General features: G+C 42.7%; 11 protein-coding genes and 1 tRNA gene. 4 read left to right on the forward strand and 8 right to left on the reverse strand.

Annotation, left to right across the window (positions count from 1 at the left end; all coding sequences use genetic code 11):
• Positions 1–92: 92 nt before the first annotated feature.
• A complete protein-coding gene (gene asd, locus B853_RS10200; protein ID WP_010449437.1) occupies positions 93–1,208 on the reverse strand; it encodes an aspartate-semialdehyde dehydrogenase in 1,116 nt (371 codons plus the stop codon).
• A 437-nt stretch (positions 1,209–1,645) separates the two neighbouring features.
• Here asd and nhaC point away from each other — a divergent pair, with 437 nt between their 5' ends.
• Positions 1,646–3,079 (forward strand): Na+/H+ antiporter NhaC, encoded by a 1,434-nt coding sequence (nhaC, locus tag B853_RS10205; protein ID WP_010449438.1) that lies wholly within the window; start codon positions 1,646–1,648, stop codon positions 3,077–3,079.
• An 80-nt stretch (positions 3,080–3,159) separates the two neighbouring features.
• Here the strand turns inward: nhaC and B853_RS10210 are convergent, their stop codons facing one another.
• The 4 genes from B853_RS10210 to yejK form a co-directional block, all read right to left on the reverse strand.
• On the reverse strand, positions 3,160–4,323 hold the full coding sequence (locus B853_RS10210) for a hypothetical protein (protein WP_038884315.1): 1,164 nt from the start codon (positions 4,321–4,323) through the stop codon (positions 3,160–3,162).
• Between the two features lie 114 nt (positions 4,324–4,437).
• A complete protein-coding gene (locus tag B853_RS10215) occupies positions 4,438–4,824 on the reverse strand; it encodes an Hpt domain-containing protein (RefSeq protein WP_428843298.1) in 387 nt (128 codons plus the stop codon).
• An 88-nt stretch (positions 4,825–4,912) separates the two neighbouring features.
• Entirely contained in the window at positions 4,913–5,749 is an 837-nt protein-coding gene (locus tag B853_RS10220) for a hypothetical protein (protein WP_143700785.1), read from the reverse strand.
• Between the two features lie 113 nt (positions 5,750–5,862).
• Positions 5,863–6,861: a nucleoid-associated protein YejK gene (yejK, locus tag B853_RS10225; RefSeq protein ID WP_038884313.1), complete on the reverse strand. Its 999-nt coding sequence runs from the start codon at positions 6,859–6,861 to the stop codon at positions 5,863–5,865.
• Positions 6,862–6,946: 85 nt separating this feature from the next.
• Between yejK and B853_RS10230 the strand changes: the two genes are divergently transcribed.
• From B853_RS10230 to B853_RS10240, 3 genes are all read left to right on the forward strand, one after another.
• Entirely contained in the window at positions 6,947–7,174 is a 228-nt protein-coding gene (locus B853_RS10230) for a YejL family protein (RefSeq protein WP_010449442.1), read from the forward strand.
• A gap of 22 nt (positions 7,175–7,196) precedes the next feature.
• The gene (locus B853_RS10235) at positions 7,197–9,005 is read left to right on the forward strand and encodes a DUF3413 domain-containing protein (protein ID WP_038884312.1); all 1,809 of its coding nucleotides are present in this window, start codon (positions 7,197–7,199) and stop codon (positions 9,003–9,005) included.
• A 142-nt stretch (positions 9,006–9,147) separates the two neighbouring features.
• Positions 9,148–9,238: transfer RNA gene (locus B853_RS10240), tRNA-Ser, on the forward strand.
• Between the two features lie 606 nt (positions 9,239–9,844).
• Here the strand turns inward: B853_RS10240 and B853_RS10245 are convergent.
• Genes B853_RS10245 through B853_RS10255 form a run of 3 tightly spaced genes read right to left on the reverse strand, consistent with a single transcriptional unit; the run spans position 9,845 to position 15,109 of the window.
• Positions 9,845–12,646 carry a J domain-containing protein gene (locus B853_RS10245; protein WP_038884311.1) on the reverse strand — a complete coding sequence of 934 codons (2,802 nt, stop codon included), beginning with the start codon at positions 12,644–12,646 and terminating at the stop codon, positions 9,845–9,847.
• Positions 12,646–13,410, reverse strand: coding sequence for a DUF1266 domain-containing protein (locus tag B853_RS10250; RefSeq protein ID WP_038884310.1), 765 nt, complete (start codon positions 13,408–13,410; stop codon positions 12,646–12,648). The genes B853_RS10245 and B853_RS10250 overlap by 1 nt, the downstream gene beginning before the upstream one ends.
• Before the next feature lie 10 nt (positions 13,411–13,420).
• Positions 13,421–15,109 carry an Hsp70 family protein gene (locus tag B853_RS10255; RefSeq protein WP_038884309.1) on the reverse strand — a complete coding sequence of 563 codons (1,689 nt, stop codon included), beginning with the start codon at positions 15,107–15,109 and terminating at the stop codon, positions 13,421–13,423.
• Positions 15,110–15,169 lie beyond the last annotated feature (60 nt).

Raw genomic sequence — 15,169 nt, forward strand, 5'->3', positions numbered from 1 at the left:
AGCTAAAGGTCAAAAGTCAATTTTTTGTCACGTGAATATCAAAAAAGCGCCCATTGGGCGCTTTCGGTTTAATGTCTCATTTGTAAGACAGGCTACGCTTTCTCTGCAAGGATAATACGCAGAGTACGACGAAGTGGTTCTGCTGCACCCCACAATAGTTGGTCACCTACAGTGAAAGCGTTTAGGAAGTCATCACCCATTGCCATCTTACGCAGACGGCCAACTGGGATAGACAACGTACCAGTCACCTTCGCTGGTGTTAGCTCTTGAGCGGTGATGTCACGATCATTTGGCACCACTTTGACCCAATCGTTGTGCGTTGCGATGATTTCTTCGATTTCATCCATTGGCACGTTTTGCTTGAGCTTAATGGTCAACGCTTGAGAGTGACAACGCATCGCACCGATACGTACACAAGTACCATCGATAGGAACAGGCGCATCTTGGAAACCAAGAATTTTGTTTGCTTCTACGCCCGCTTTCCACTCTTCTTTGCTCTGACCGTTGTCGCGTTTAACATCGATCCAAGGAATCAAAGAACCCGCTAGCGGCACACCAAACTTATCGGTTGGGAATGAAGAGCTGCGCATTGTGTCAGCAACTTTTTTATCGATATCCAGAATAGAACTTGCTGGGTTTGCCAATTCAGAGCTTACAGAGTCGTTGATTACGCCCATCTGAGAGATCAACTCACGCATGTTTTGTGCACCTGCGCCAGACGCTGCTTGGTACGTCATTGCACTTGTCCACTCAACTAAACCTTTCTCGAACAGACCACCAAGACCCATTAGCATCAAGCTTACTGTACAGTTACCACCAACGAACGTATTGGTGCCACCGTGAATGCCTTGTTGAATTTGCGCTAGGTTTACTGGGTCTAGAGTGATGATAGAGTCTTCTGCCATACGTAGTGTAGAAGCTGCATCAATCCAGTAGCCTTTCCAACCAGCCTGGCGTAGTGCTGGGTAAACTTTCTCTGTGTAACCACCACCTTGACACGTAATCACCGCATCAAGCTGTTTTAAGCTGTCAATATCGAACGCATCTTGAAGTAGACCAGCTTCTTTACCTAGGTTTGGAGCTGGGATACCTATTTGAGACGTGCTGTAGAAAACTGGTTCAATCAAATCGAAGTCTTTCTCTTCGACCATACGCTGCATCAGAACCGAACCGACCATGCCGCGCCAACCAACTAAACCTACTCTCATCGCATTAACTCTCCATGTATATTTTTAAAACTTGCTCCATAGTTCAATTTTCGACACAAAATCTCAAGCCCTAATTTGCAAATAAACGCAACTTTTTTAACCTTTACTGAGAAAGATACCTACTTGGGGTATTTTATCGCGTTTTCATATTCATCCCGTTATCTATCGCCCCTGAAACATCACTCGCCCTTTATCCTTTGGTCTTACCACTCAGTGAGAAAATAACAATTGAAGCACACGATTTTTACACCACAAAACATTTCAAACCATTAAATTTAATCTTTTTCAGTTATTAATTTTACAAGCAAACGTTTTTACGGACGAAAGTCAAGATAAAGCACCAAATGTTCGAAATATAATTTTTGTTAATGTATGTTATGCGCGATTAAAACAGGGAGCGGCCTTCCTCTATTGCTCCATGAACGACAGAGGCACATATGAAGCAAGTTACAACACGTCTTCCTAGTCTGATACAGGTATTTATCTCGCTAGGTTTGTTTCTACTTTTGGCATTTTCATTTACTGCCAAACTAGACCTTCCAATTCAGCTGGCGCTGTATATTGGTTGGTTCATTATCATGCTATTGGGCCTAAGATTAGGTCACCAATACAAAGATCTTGAAAAAGCAGCACTAAATGGCATTTCTAATGGCTTAGGTGCAGTGCTTATTCTTCTTGCTGTAGGTGCCTTAGTCGGTACTTGGATCAGTGGCGGTATTGTACCTACCATCATCTACTACGGTTTAAAGGCAATTCATCCTTCTATCTTCTTGCTAGCAACCATGATCATCTGCTCGCTAACTGCGCTGGCAACAGGCACCTCTTGGGGTGCGGCTGGTACAGCAGGCATCGCGATGATGGGCATAGGTCAAGGTCTTGGTGTCCCGGCTCCAATTACGGCTGGTGCAGTTCTATCAGGCTGTTACTTTGGTGACAAAATGTCGCCACTTTCAGACTCGGTAATTCTTGCGTCTTCAATGTCGAACGTAGAAGTGGTTGAGCATATCAAGGGCATGTTACCTATCGCGCTGATCAGCTACATCATCACTGGCATCATGTTCACTGCATTTGGCTTCCACTTTGCAGGCAAAGTTGACATGAGCCAAGTAGACTCTGTTATCCAGGCAATGGAACAGCAATTCTTCATTACGCCTTATTCTTTTGTTCCGGTGATCATCGTGTTAGCACTGCTAGCGATGCGTATGCCTTCTTTCCCAGTGATCAGTTTCGGCTCTCTGCTAGGTATTATTTGGGCAGTAATGATCCAAGATGTGGACTTCTTAACAGCGTTCAACACAGCTTGGGCACCATTTGCGATTTCTTCAGGCGTGGATTTCATTGATTCCATCTTGAACCGTGGTGGTATGTCTTCGATGCTTGGTTCTGTCGCGGTTATCGTATTTGGCCTTGGCTTCGGTGGCTTACTAGATAAAGTGGGTGTACTAGAAACGATTGCTAAACTGTTTGAAAAACGTGTACAAAGCGCAGGCTCACTAGCAACAAGTACTATCGGCACCGCGTTTATGGGCAACGTATTTGGCTCAGCAATGTACGTATCGCTGATCCTTACTCCTAAAATTTGTGCGAAGAACTATGACCGTCTTGGCTACAAGCGTAAGAATCTATCTCGTAACGCTGAGTTCGGCGGCACGCTAACATCAGGTATGGTTCCATGGAGTGATAACGGTATCTACATGGCGAGTATCCTTGGTGTCGCAACGCTTTCTTACGCGCCATTCATGTGGTTAAGCTTCGTATGTATCATCGTGACAATCTTTACCTCTTACATGGGCTGGTTTGTTGATAAATGCGAACCAACTGCGCCAGCAACAGAAGAAGCGGAAGGCGAACTTAAACAGCAAACAGCTTAAGTCTTCTTATTGTTCGACAGATAGAAAAAAGGACCGACGATTCGGTCCTTTTTTATGTTTGTCATTTAAGTTCTGGTCAATCAAGCAGATTTAGTGCTGGTTCTTACCGCTGAACGTTTACCCAATGCATAACCCAAAACTAGGGGAGCAAAGAAGATCACGAGAATGAACAAAATGAAGTAGATGATGGTGCTCTTCACGAGTTCAATCAGTTTATCCATGGCAAGGTTCACAACCTCTTGTGAAACATGGTCGAGATCTTGAGCGAACTTCTCACGTTCGTTTGTGATGATTTGAGCTATCTCTTGGCGCTCTCTCGCCACCATCAACTCTAAAGCCTGACGCTCTTCACTCAACTGAGACAAACGCTCTTCTGTTTTTTGATCGATATCTTCCACTAGGGGCTGCAACTTCAAGGCCATTTGCTCAGCTAAATTGCGCATATATTCTGGGTTATTATCGATAAAGTCTTTCAGCGACTCTGAAGTCACTTTAAGGCTGTTCAGTGCAGCGTTGACTTGCTCAATACTTGCCGAACTGTTTAGTGCTAATAGCTGTGCTTTCCACGTCATGATCTTTGGAGTTTGTTCAGAAACCAAACTTAGACGATCAGAAACATCGCCAATGGCTTCTGGCATTGTACCTAGAGTCGTTACCGCTTCTTCTTCACTGATTTGGTTTGCAGCTAGCCATGCTCGGTAAGCAGGTGTGCGAATCATGCTTAAATCAGTAAATGGGTACTTCTCAACAAAATCAGCTACGAACACCTTAGTCTTGACGTACACGTCCTTCTTCAACAAAGATTGCGCCAGCTTATCAACTTCTTTCGCTAAGTGAGCAGATACTTGTGTTGCTTCATCCGTTGCAAACAAGCCTTTACCCGCGCCTGCACTGTAGAATTGGTTCATTTGGTAACTAAACACCCAGGTATCAATCAACGCCGCCATTGGTGACACTTGGTAAGCCGCAGCTTGAAGCCCCTCTTCCGCATTAATTTTCCAAAGTAGAATGTAAGATTGATTCACTTTATCCGTAGACTCATAGCGCTCATGCAGCACATCGGCAGCTTGCTCGACCTGAGCGAAGAATTGCTGAGCGTATTCACGCGTCATAATGCGCATATTTAACTCTTGCTTTGTCAACGGAACTGTCTGGCTCTCGATCTTTACTTCTAATAAAGAGCAGCCAGAAAGGATTGATGATAAACATATAGCCAGAGTGACAGCTAACCGACGAAAACACATGATAAATACCTATATTCGATAGAATAAGAACAGGATAAGCACTCCGTTTATTAACGAAGTAGCTTGAGGCAACGCTTTTTACCTCATAGCAACCTATTTTAAGTCAGAGGAATATCAATCCGTTAGCGATTCTTGAAGGGTTTCAGTTTCAAGACTACCTTTTGCGAAAAGTATTGTACTTTCAAGTATGGTTGTCAGCTTAAGCAGCACACTTTCTGGTACTTGGCTTCCCTGTTTGAGCAAGTCTTCGATTTCCGCTGAAATATGGTGCAGTGGCATCGCTCCTAAACTACCAGAAACACCTTTTAGACTATGCGCAACTCGCTGAGCGTGTTCGAGATCTTCACTGAGTAATTGGCGTAACTTATCCGAATCACCAGCATGATCTTGGATAAACACATCCAACAGCATCCTGACTGATTCTTCATCTCCCGAGAGTGCATCCAACATTTTATCGATATCAATGAACTTACTCTCAGCCGTTTCTCTAGGTTCATACACTGCAGCAGGTGCATGAAAGTCCGCCGCTTTCTGATTTGAACACTGACTAACATCGTCAACGTCTTCGTTCGGCTCCTGGACGCCCTGTTCAGAACAAGAAGCCCCCCCCTAATCGCTGGGGTTCAGATAAGTGAGTTTCTTTATTAGGATGAGGCTGTTTGGTTTCATAAGCTATATAGCAGAAAACAAATAGCAGACTGCCACTTAGTAGCGTCATCATGAGTACAAGGTGTTCTAATCGGAGGTGAACTTCTTCTTCGAATTTTCGTAGCTGATGAGTAAAGTCGGGACTAGAAAGGTGGGTTACTAGGTACTTGCCCTGAGCATGGCGAGACAATACGCCAGAAGCCTGAGCCAATAAGCGCTGAAAATCGTCTCTTTGTGCCTGCGGTAAACTCATCGACTCAATAAACAATTGATCCAACTCTTGATAAGAAGTTTGATTGTTAGCGCGATTGATAAAGAGAGCATCCAATATATGTGCCCCAAGGCGAGCAACCATCGCCTGCAACGCGTCACTACCACCAGCTGCAACCCTTGTTTCTTGTAATGCTTCCGCAAGAGATAACAACTCAAGATCACTAGTAACAAACTTGTTCGCACTTTCTAAAAATCGATCTGTCGTATAAAGCAACTGAGTAACATCCGGAGCCCATAAGACACTCTTGGATTGGCTTTCCAGTTGTAACCTAACTGCATAGATCAGCTGTAGAGTTAGGGAGATATCGTCAGCATGCTGTACCCGATAAGGTAATTCAAAACGAAATGAATTTCGTACTTCATCGATTTTCGTGCCCAGCTCATCAACGGCTTTTACAGACTGCTCTGTAGAACGGTAACTGGTCCACAATGCCACCGCAGCAATACTCCAGATGACAAATAACAACCAAGAAAATCGTCTTAAAACACTTCTAGCTTGAATCAATCCCTAGCCCTCAGGTGAACTCCATTAATAACAAGAATATAACATCAATTACAGGTTTACTGGGCTTACCTCACATAAAAAAGAGAGCTACTCTAGCTCTCTTTTGAAAATGATTAATTTCGACTCAACTGGTCTTTTAGATTTGGAGGCGTGCCTTTAATCGTCAAGGTATCGGTTTCTGGATCGTAAAAAATACGTTCACCAAGTAGCAAACTATCAAAACTGATATTCAAGCCGCCACCAGCACCAACGTACTTAGTCAACTTACGTACGGTTGAACGATCACCAGGGAATGACTCTTCCAACTCGTAGCCTTGCTCTTTAGTGAAATCCACAAAGCTAGTGCCATCTTGACTTGGTGGCAACTCACCAGACAGTTCAGAAATTTGAACTTCGTCGCCGGATTTGATTTGTTCGTTACAGTAATTGTAAACCTGCTTTTTGTACTCGTTCGCTTCTTGCTTCTCAAGCTTTGAGTCAGCACAAAAGTCTTCGACTGCTTGCATCAAGACTTGGTTTTGCTGCTTAGTATCTAGACCCACATCTGCCTGTAGGAAATCCAAGAAAAAGTCCGCTACTTTACGACCTACGCGACCTTTGATGTAAGAAAGGTAGCGGTTTGAATCACGGTCAGTATCGTAACTTGATAGGTCAATGCGTGCAGCGATGTCCATCTTAGTGATATCTAGATAGTCAGTAGCACTGATATCTAAACCTTCCGTTACTTTTAAGCTTTGATTCAGTGGCAAGATACCAATAAACAGATAGTCGGTAGCTAAGCTTTGGTACTCAGCAAATACTAAAATACCTTCGTCTGCAAAAGGGTATTTAATCAACTCATCTTTCAAACGATTTGCACTAATTTGTGAGAAGTCATAAAAATTTCGTTCTCCTTTGCGCATTTCTTGAAGCCAAAACTGAAATTCGCTGTCTGACTGGAAGCAGCCAAAGCCTTTTCCTGCTTTAGAATGGAATACTCGATGCAGTTCTGCGACTAGATTTTCAGTGGATGCGTCATTTTCGAGAGAGTCTGAACGGTAGGTAACAACCAGTTCGTCCTGATCATTTTTGCTCAGCTGATGCAATATTACGTTTGAAAGATGAAGGCTCATAGTGATTTTATCTTGCGACAAGGTTTAAGTTGCTAGGCATTGTAGGGTATCATAAGCCGCTTTTACTATCATTATTAGAGTCTTTATGCCGATTACATCTAAATATACTGACGACCAAGTAGAGAAAATTCTTGCTGAAGTGGGTGCTGTTCTTGAAAAACATGCCGCAACGCCAGAGTTAACGCTAATGATTGCCGGAAATATCGCAACCAATGTCTTAAATCAACGAGTTGCTGCTTCACAACGTAAGATTATTGCTGAAAAATTTGCTCAGGCACTAATGTCTTCTCTTGAAGCCCCAAAATCACACTAATAACGGACAATAGAACAAGTACATGGTAGACAGCGGAAACTCATACGGCGAACGCGTATCTCGACTGGTTGGTTGGGGTCACTGGTTCGCATTCTTCAACATCATAGCTTCGATGTTGATAGGTACACGCTATATCGTCCAGTCACCTTGGCCCGAAACTTTGTTAGGGCAATTTTATCTGGCGGTATCCTGGGTGGGTCACTTTGGCTTCCTAGTATTTGCTCTCTACTTACTGGTTCTTTTTCCGCTTACGTTTATCCTGCCATCACGAAAACTCTTTCGTTTGGTGGCAGTGGTATTCGCGACCGTCGGTCAAACCGTTTTATTGATTGATACCCAAGCCTATCAATCCATTAACCTTCACTTAAATCCCGTCGTTTGGGAATTGTTGTTTAGTGAAGATAAAAGCGCCATTAGCGCAGACTTACAGCACCTTTTTGTTGTAATGCCGCTTATTTTCTTACTCCAACTCGGCTTATCCGAGTGGGTGTGGCGTAAACAACGTAAACTATCTCATAAACATGTTGGCCGACCACTCGCTGCAGTGTTCTTCTTAAGCTTTATGGCTAGCCATCTTGTTTATATATGGGCTGACGCCTATTTCTATAGTCCAATTACAAGTCAACGATCGAACTTCCCTCTGTCGTACCCAATGACAGCAAAAAGCTTTATGGAAAAACATGGTCTACTTGATCGTGAAGAGTACCTGAAACGCTTAGAAGAAAACCGTGACAACATTGATCTCGTTAGTTACCCATTGGAAAAGTTAGAGTTTAATCGCCGCGGCAATAAGCTCAATGTACTGATGATCAGTGTCAATAATTTGCGTGCAGATGCCCTGAATGCCTCTGAAATGCCAAGTACCTATCAGTTTGCAATAGATAATCAAAACTTTACCAACCATTACAGCTCGAGCAATGATGCTTTTGGCGCCTTTGGTTTGTTTTATGGTTTACCAACAAGCTATGCAAGCAGCATTAAAGCACAAGGTTCATCACCCGTTATGCTGAATGTATTGCAAGAGCAAGGCTACTCATTCGGCTTGTTCAGCGGGAATGGATTTGAAGACGATTTATATCCAGAGGTTATCTTCCGAGGTTTAGAGCTGGCTCCTACTTTAGATGGTACCCAAGCACATACTGAAGCTCAGTCGCTGATTGCGTGGAATACTTGGCTAACAGAGCAAGCTAGTACGCCATGGTTTAGCTACATTGAAGTGACCACCGTAGATAACTTCGAATCCGAGCCTGCTTCTATCAATAATGAACTGAGCGCAAGTGAACGATTTAAGCAAGCTTATGAGCAAGCAGTACAGTCGGCAGATACTACGGTGAAAAACATCCTGACCACTCTAGAAGAGCAGCAGTTGTTAGAAAACACCATCGTTGTTATTACCTCTAACCATGGTAGTGAGTTCAACGAAACTAAGACAAACAGCTGGGGTGCAAACAGTAATTACAGCCGCTATCAACTTCAAGTGCCGATGGTTGTTCACTGGCCTGGAATGCTACCTGCTAAGTTTAGCCATAGTACTAGCCACCTTGATCTATCAGTAACCTTACTTCAAGACATGCTAGGCGTATCATCAAACCCAAATGAATACAGTAGTGGCCGCAATCTATTTGATGAAAGCCGTCGCCGTTGGATTTTGGCGGGAGATACTAAAGAGCTTGCACTTATTACAGAGAACCAAACTACCGTTATCGACAAGTTTGGAAACTACAAGCTGTATAATCAAGACTATCAGCGCCTACGTGATACTAGCCCTAAACTGCCGGTATTAATGCAAGGTCTGACCGAGCTACAGCGTTTCTATACAAAGAGCAACTAACTAATCTTAAACGGCTTTCATTTTGAAAGCCGTTTTTGTTTAAATAAACACCAAACAACACAATTGTGATCACGAAATAACCAAACGAACAATTTTGGGGTTTACAAGATTTTCAAAGCCTTATATTATGCGCCTCAACAACGGAGAGATGGCTGAGTGGTTGAAAGCACCGGTCTTGAAAACCGGCATACGTTAATAGCGTATCTAGGGTTCAAATCCCTATCTCTCCGCCACATTCTAGTAAAAAGCCCGCTAAGAAATTAGTGGGCTTTTTCGTATCTGAAGGTTTAAAGAGGGATTTCTCCAAATCCCTTCTTGAATGCAAGCCCAGCACTCCGACACATTTAGAAAGCTCGTTGAGAAATCAACGGGCTTTCGTCGTTTTAGCGCTTGGAAAAAAGTCGGGATTTCTAAATCCCTAGTTGAGCACAACCCCGGCTCTAAGCCACATTTAGAGAAAGCCCGCTAATCAATTAGTGGGCTTTTTCGTATCTGAAGATTTAAAGAGGGATTTCTCCAAATCCCTCCTTGAATGCAAGCCCAGCACTCCGACACATTTAGAAAGCTCGCTACGTTAGCGTACCCTGCGTGATTACACTCTAGACTTTAAATTACTGGTCGTCGACACTTTTGAAAAAGCGACACCACTTACAAGCAAGTCGATTCAGCGGCAGATAAAGGTATATATAAGTGCCTAGAACAATTGAGGCCACTGCTTAGCCTCCTGGTGAGACACCCAAACCAGACGCATGAAAAAAGCCAACTGCGTAAGTAGTTGGCTCAGTATAAACAGTCAACATGTTTTAGGATGAGCCAAAGTTAGGCTACATCCAACTTTCTTAAGCACTCATTTCGTTATCAGCATCTAACCTGAATAATTCTGGTTCTGGCTTGCGTTCATAAATCTGCTCGAATAAAGGTACTTCTCGACGATGGAAAGTCGAGGACTCCCACTTTCCGTTCAAGTTAAACTTAGTAATACCATAGGTGAAAATCAGCAATACTAAGCCTTGTATTATTCCAACCCAAAAACTTCCAAACAATAACGTACAAACATAGAAAATCGGATATATCAGCCTCACCACATCTCGATTAATCTTAGAAGTCGTTCTTGCATAAGTAGCGAAAAACAAGAGTAACGAGAAGGCATACAATGAGATACTAGTAGATATATTAACCGTGTTCTGAGTCGAGAAAATTTCTGAGAGCCCAATCAGATGATCTCGACAAACAACATAAAGGGCGATATTTAGAAATGCGAGTTTATTATATATGCCTGCATTGTGTGATTTGGCCTTTTTACCCTTCTGTTCAATGTCTTCTTCCAATTTAGTTTGCATCGTAGAGTTCAAATGGTACAGAGCAATTTCAGCAATCGTACTTTGTTCGGCTGATATTTGGTCTTTTGATACTAGTTGCTCAATGTAAGATTTATCGAAGTTATGTTTATCGAGTTTAGTCTTAATCAAAGTAATCACATAGTTAATCCCAACCTCGTAGCTATCGCGTGGTATGGTTTTAGCCATGAACCTATTTGCCCCTGTAGGTTCTTCAAAACAGGCACAACACACAGCATAGAGGTAAGTTTCATCATCATATCTAAACTCAATATATTCGATTTTTCTCTCGTCTAACTCTTGCTCAAGGCATAATTTTAATACATCTACGTATAAATCCAGATATGCCCAATCCTCTAATCTAGCCTCTAGGATTGCAAGGCATGCAGCTGCACCTTCTAATTGCCCTTCTCGTATCAAGTATCTAGAAAATGCGGCTAAATGCATACCACTAGACAGAGACTGCTTTGCAAGCTCTTGATAATCAACATTTTGAGATATGTGCTCAATCCGCCGTTCGATTAACTTTTTAAGAATAAACTGATCACTGTACTTTTCGATATCTACAAACTCGTCTAGGTGCTCATTTGCCGGATCAAACAAAAATGCTTTTGCGGCAGTGATTGCGCATTCACCGACTGTATCTAGCGACGTCGAAGGTAAAGGAACAGAATAATTCTGTAAGGTTGGAGATAGGTGATAATAATGCAGCAACCACTCTATGTCGTTTGCAAAGCGTAACCCACCTAGCGGACTTAATAATTGGTAATCTGGACAGACTACCCGATAAAAGCCAATGCTAGACAACCAGTTTACTCGTGATTGGCGAACAAATAGTTTCCTTGTTAGGATTTCTTTTCTCACTAGCAACTTAAACCATTGATCAGGTAAAAGTGGATGGCGGAAATATAAGTTTTGCCACTGTTCAGAGCTCAGCTCCAAGACTTGTTCTTCGGTCAAGTCTGGAATGTCAAACCAATCATGATTGCCGTATAGAGAAAGAGAACTTTTCAGCCATTCAGGATAGTCCAACTCAGAGCTCTTGTGTTGCAACCACATTCCAAGCACTTGGAACATAAGGCCAAAGTCATCTCCCCTTTGTTGCTTAGAAACTCTGGCTGATGTTTGCTGAAAATCGTTAGCAGAACCATAACACCCGCACCACAGCGTGAGATAAACCTCATCGCTCAGATCGTTTATTTCCCCGTGCTTAAGTGGCCTCATCGTTTTTGCGAAAGGTTTGTCGTTTGATAGAGTATCGACGAAAAATTCATAACGAGCGTGATCTTTGCTTTTCTCTTTGTCCCATGGTGTCGGAAATAACCAACGCACCTTTGGCTTTTGTAATATCTCTGCTGCAACAACAGCCATAGCCATAGACACATCTTGCTGCTGTCCTTTAAACCAATCAGACAATACTTCAGCAACAAGACCAAAACTGCTCTGATTCACTTGCAGCACATTATTCAACGATTGCACAAACAAGTCTTCCATTGCGAACTCTTTACAAGCATTAGCAACAAGCAGCCATTCATCACAGTTAAGTGCAGTGAAGTGCAATTTATTTAGCTGTTCAACAACTTCCGGGACGACTGTTTTTGGCCACCAACCTTGTAGCTGGCATCCTTTCAGAAATAGTAGATATTGCGAAGGATGGAAAACTTCTGAAGATGGCATCGGCGTGTGCCACCACTGCATAAAATCGTCGATATTCTGATATGTTGTTGAAAAAGACAATGGCCCAATTCGCATCATTATCGCTCGTTGTTGAGTTGCACAATACTCACTTAGTGCTTCAAGTGGTATTTGAGTTTGTACACCTCCCCAGTAAACTAAGAAGTCAGCGACCTCCTGATCATATTCCGAGCCCTTCATCAAACGTTGCCAGTTGAACATTTGCCAAAAGCAATGAATCAATTCGCCAGGAAACCAGCGTCGTTTCATGATTTTGTCTAATGCATGATCAGAGATCTTAATCTGAGATGACAGATCCAATAAGGCAATTTTCTCCGACCACTTTTTCCAACCGACGATATCAAAACGTACCTTAGGATCTGAAATTCGCTCATCAAAAGTTGCTTTGTACACACTTAATGGTGTGTCACTCTTTTCTCGCGTTGGAAAAGCTTGAGTAATCGTCTCTGCATTACGGCTTTTTAACGCCAAATCATAAGCTTGTTTTAATTGTTTAAACCCTTCAGGATTCACCTCTGGGTGGTTGTGCTTCAATTGTTCACGATATGCACGCTTTATCTCGGTTTCATCTTCAGTTTTCGTGATACCAAGTATTTTCCAAATGTCCATCAAGCTTCCTCTTTTTGTTCTTCTTGGGCTTTTAAAAATAAGGATTCCGGAGCATCAAAAATAGGAAGCTGCAGATCAAAAGGTAAACTATCCCAGACGGGAGCATTCGGGAGATTTAAACAAGAGTAAAATTGGCTATAGCATGTAAAACTTCCATCAGTGAATAATATTTCGGGGCCTTCATCGTTGACGCTGTATCTCCAAAACACTCTACCCAGTATGTAACTGCGATGATAGGTGGCCCAATCGGGAAACAAGTATTGAATTTTGCGGGCAGCATAGGATAAAAAAAACAACATCTCGTCTTCTGAGAGCCAACCTGACACAAAGCCGTGACGAGAAAGATAAGTTGCCCTCATCAAATCGAATCCAAAAAAGCGACAATTACCGACGAGATCATAGGCCATTTGATGAAATCTAAACTCATCTCTTAACTGGTCGCTTTCCATGTTGTCTATTATTTCCTGTTGCTTGTGCTTCCCGGTCAAAGCTATTTGGTCAAAGAAACCTCTGCCTCCATAACCATGCATATCCAAGCTCAGTAATCGATTGATAGTTTCGACGAGATCATCATGGTTCTGGATCCCCCACGATTCAGTGATGGGCTTTCTGTTTTCCTCAAAACTGCCATCTCTGAATTCAGTAGCCATCCAAATCTGGCTCCAATCGGTACCCCAACTCCAAAGCAACATCGGCGCAGTAACAGCAAGCAACCAGTTATAACAAGGTTGATCTTTTATCTTATCTAGTTTTTGAGATTTCATAGTGTTCTTATTATTTAAGCCCTAGCCTACCCAGTTGTTGATAAATTAATGTCCGTTTTTCTCTGATCTCGAGCTCATCTTGTGACGCCAATGCCATCTCAAACGCAAAGATGTACTCTTCTATAACCGTTCGAAATTCCGCTGTGTTTTCGGCATAGAGCTGATGCAGTTTTTCGAGTAATGTAATGTTGGGAATTGCCTCTCTAGGATGGAACTTCAAGCGACTTAGTTTCGCATGACTCATCTCCAACTGTTCCTGGCTTATACCTTCTGGCGTTTTGTCGATAACTTTACTGACGGTTTCACCAGTTGATTGAGGAGTAACATCAACCTCTAACAAGCCATTGATGTCATAGCTAAACCTTATGTCAATTAGCTCTTGTCCCGCTTTTCCCTTGGGGATATCCACTACAAACTCATCAATAAAAATATTGTCCTTAGCCCAAAGGCGCTCTCCTTGATAGATCGCCACGCATATATCGGTTTGGTCATCATTGCAGGTCGAGAATGTCTGAACCCTAGAAACTGGAATTATCGTATTCCTTTCTATGATTGGTGAAAAAACGCCTTCTCGATCGCCTCGGCGACAAAGAATGCCAAGACTATAGGGACATACGTCAGTCAATATGATTTCACTGACATGTTCGTTTCTTAAACGACAAGCCGCTTGAATTGCTGCTCCTTGAGCCACGACTAGATCAGGATCGATCTCACTGTGGCCGAAACGGCCTAACAATCGATTCGCGGTTGACTGGATGAGTCTTAGTCGTGTGGCACCACCTACAAAAATGAGCTCATCAATCTGATTTGATTCCAATCGAGCATCTGATAGAGCTTGCCCAAGTGGTCGTAATATTCGGTCGAGAGAACTTTTCCAAACTTCCTCCATGTCCTGTTTGGTAAACTGGATTTTTTGGCCATAAGGCTCTGGGACTTCAACGATCAAACCATCTTCATAACGATGCTTTGCCGTCTCACAATGAGCTCTAAGAGAGGATAGAAATGAGAGTGGAAGCTCCTCTGGGGCAAGTTGTAATCTGGCTAAGACTGCATGAATCACATCATCTGTAAAATCATCCCCGCCTAAAAAGTTATCTCCTGTTGAGGCTCTAACCTCGATAAAGCTCTCAAAGTGTTCCACGACCGTTACATCGAATGTTCCCCCGCCTAAGTCAAACACAAGGAAACGACTATTCGCTTGCTTGTGCAGGCTATAAGATAAACATGCAGCGGTGGGTTCATTGATAAGCCGAACAGCATTTAGACCAGCCAAGCGAGCTGCTGCTTTGACCTCTTTTCTTTGAGAGTCATTAAAATAAGCAGGAACGGAGATAACCACATCAGATATAGGCAGAGACAAGTATGTTTCAGCATCTTGTTTTAGCGAAGCGAGAATCAGTGAACACAACTCTACTGCGTTGTATTCCTTTTTAGCCAGCTTAAACGTCTTATTCGTGCCCAAAAACCGCTTAAAAGAAGCGACTGAACAAAGTGGATTTGTAACTAAACGCGATTTGGCAGCTTCGCCAACCAATAGTTCGTCTTTCTCATTAATCGCTACAACTGAAGGTGTTAAGAATTTCCCTAAACTGTTCGGGATAAACACCGCTTTGTCATCTTGCCATACAGATATCGCGCTATTAGTTGTCCCGAGATCAATTCCTATGGCCAATTTATGATTAACTTCAACACTATGCACGGATAAGAAACCAATTGAGTTAAATAGGGACTATTGTGCCTACTAAATCAACAAATAACC

This window comes from Vibrio rotiferianus CAIM 577 = LMG 21460, assembly GCF_002741985.1.
GTDB lineage: Bacteria > Pseudomonadota > Gammaproteobacteria > Enterobacterales > Vibrionaceae > Vibrio > Vibrio rotiferianus.

Coding starts and splice junctions, on each gene's coding strand:
- asd (WP_010449437.1), bottom strand. CDS start 1,208: ATGAGAGTAGGTTTAGTTGGTTGGCGCGGCATGGTCGGTTCGGTTCTG.
- nhaC (WP_010449438.1), top strand. CDS start 1,646: ATGAAGCAAGTTACAACACGTCTTCCTAGTCTGATACAGGTATTTATC.
- B853_RS10210 (WP_038884315.1), bottom strand. CDS start 4,323: ATGTGTTTTCGTCGGTTAGCTGTCACTCTGGCTATATGTTTATCATCA.
- yejK (WP_038884313.1), bottom strand. CDS start 6,861: ATGAGCCTTCATCTTTCAAACGTAATATTGCATCAGCTGAGCAAAAAT.
- B853_RS10230 (WP_010449442.1), top strand. CDS start 6,947: ATGCCGATTACATCTAAATATACTGACGACCAAGTAGAGAAAATTCTT.
- B853_RS10235 (WP_038884312.1), top strand. CDS start 7,197: ATGGTAGACAGCGGAAACTCATACGGCGAACGCGTATCTCGACTGGTT.
- B853_RS10245 (WP_038884311.1), bottom strand. CDS start 12,646: ATGGACATTTGGAAAATACTTGGTATCACGAAAACTGAAGATGAAACC.
- B853_RS10250 (WP_038884310.1), bottom strand. CDS start 13,410: ATGAAATCTCAAAAACTAGATAAGATAAAAGATCAACCTTGTTATAAC.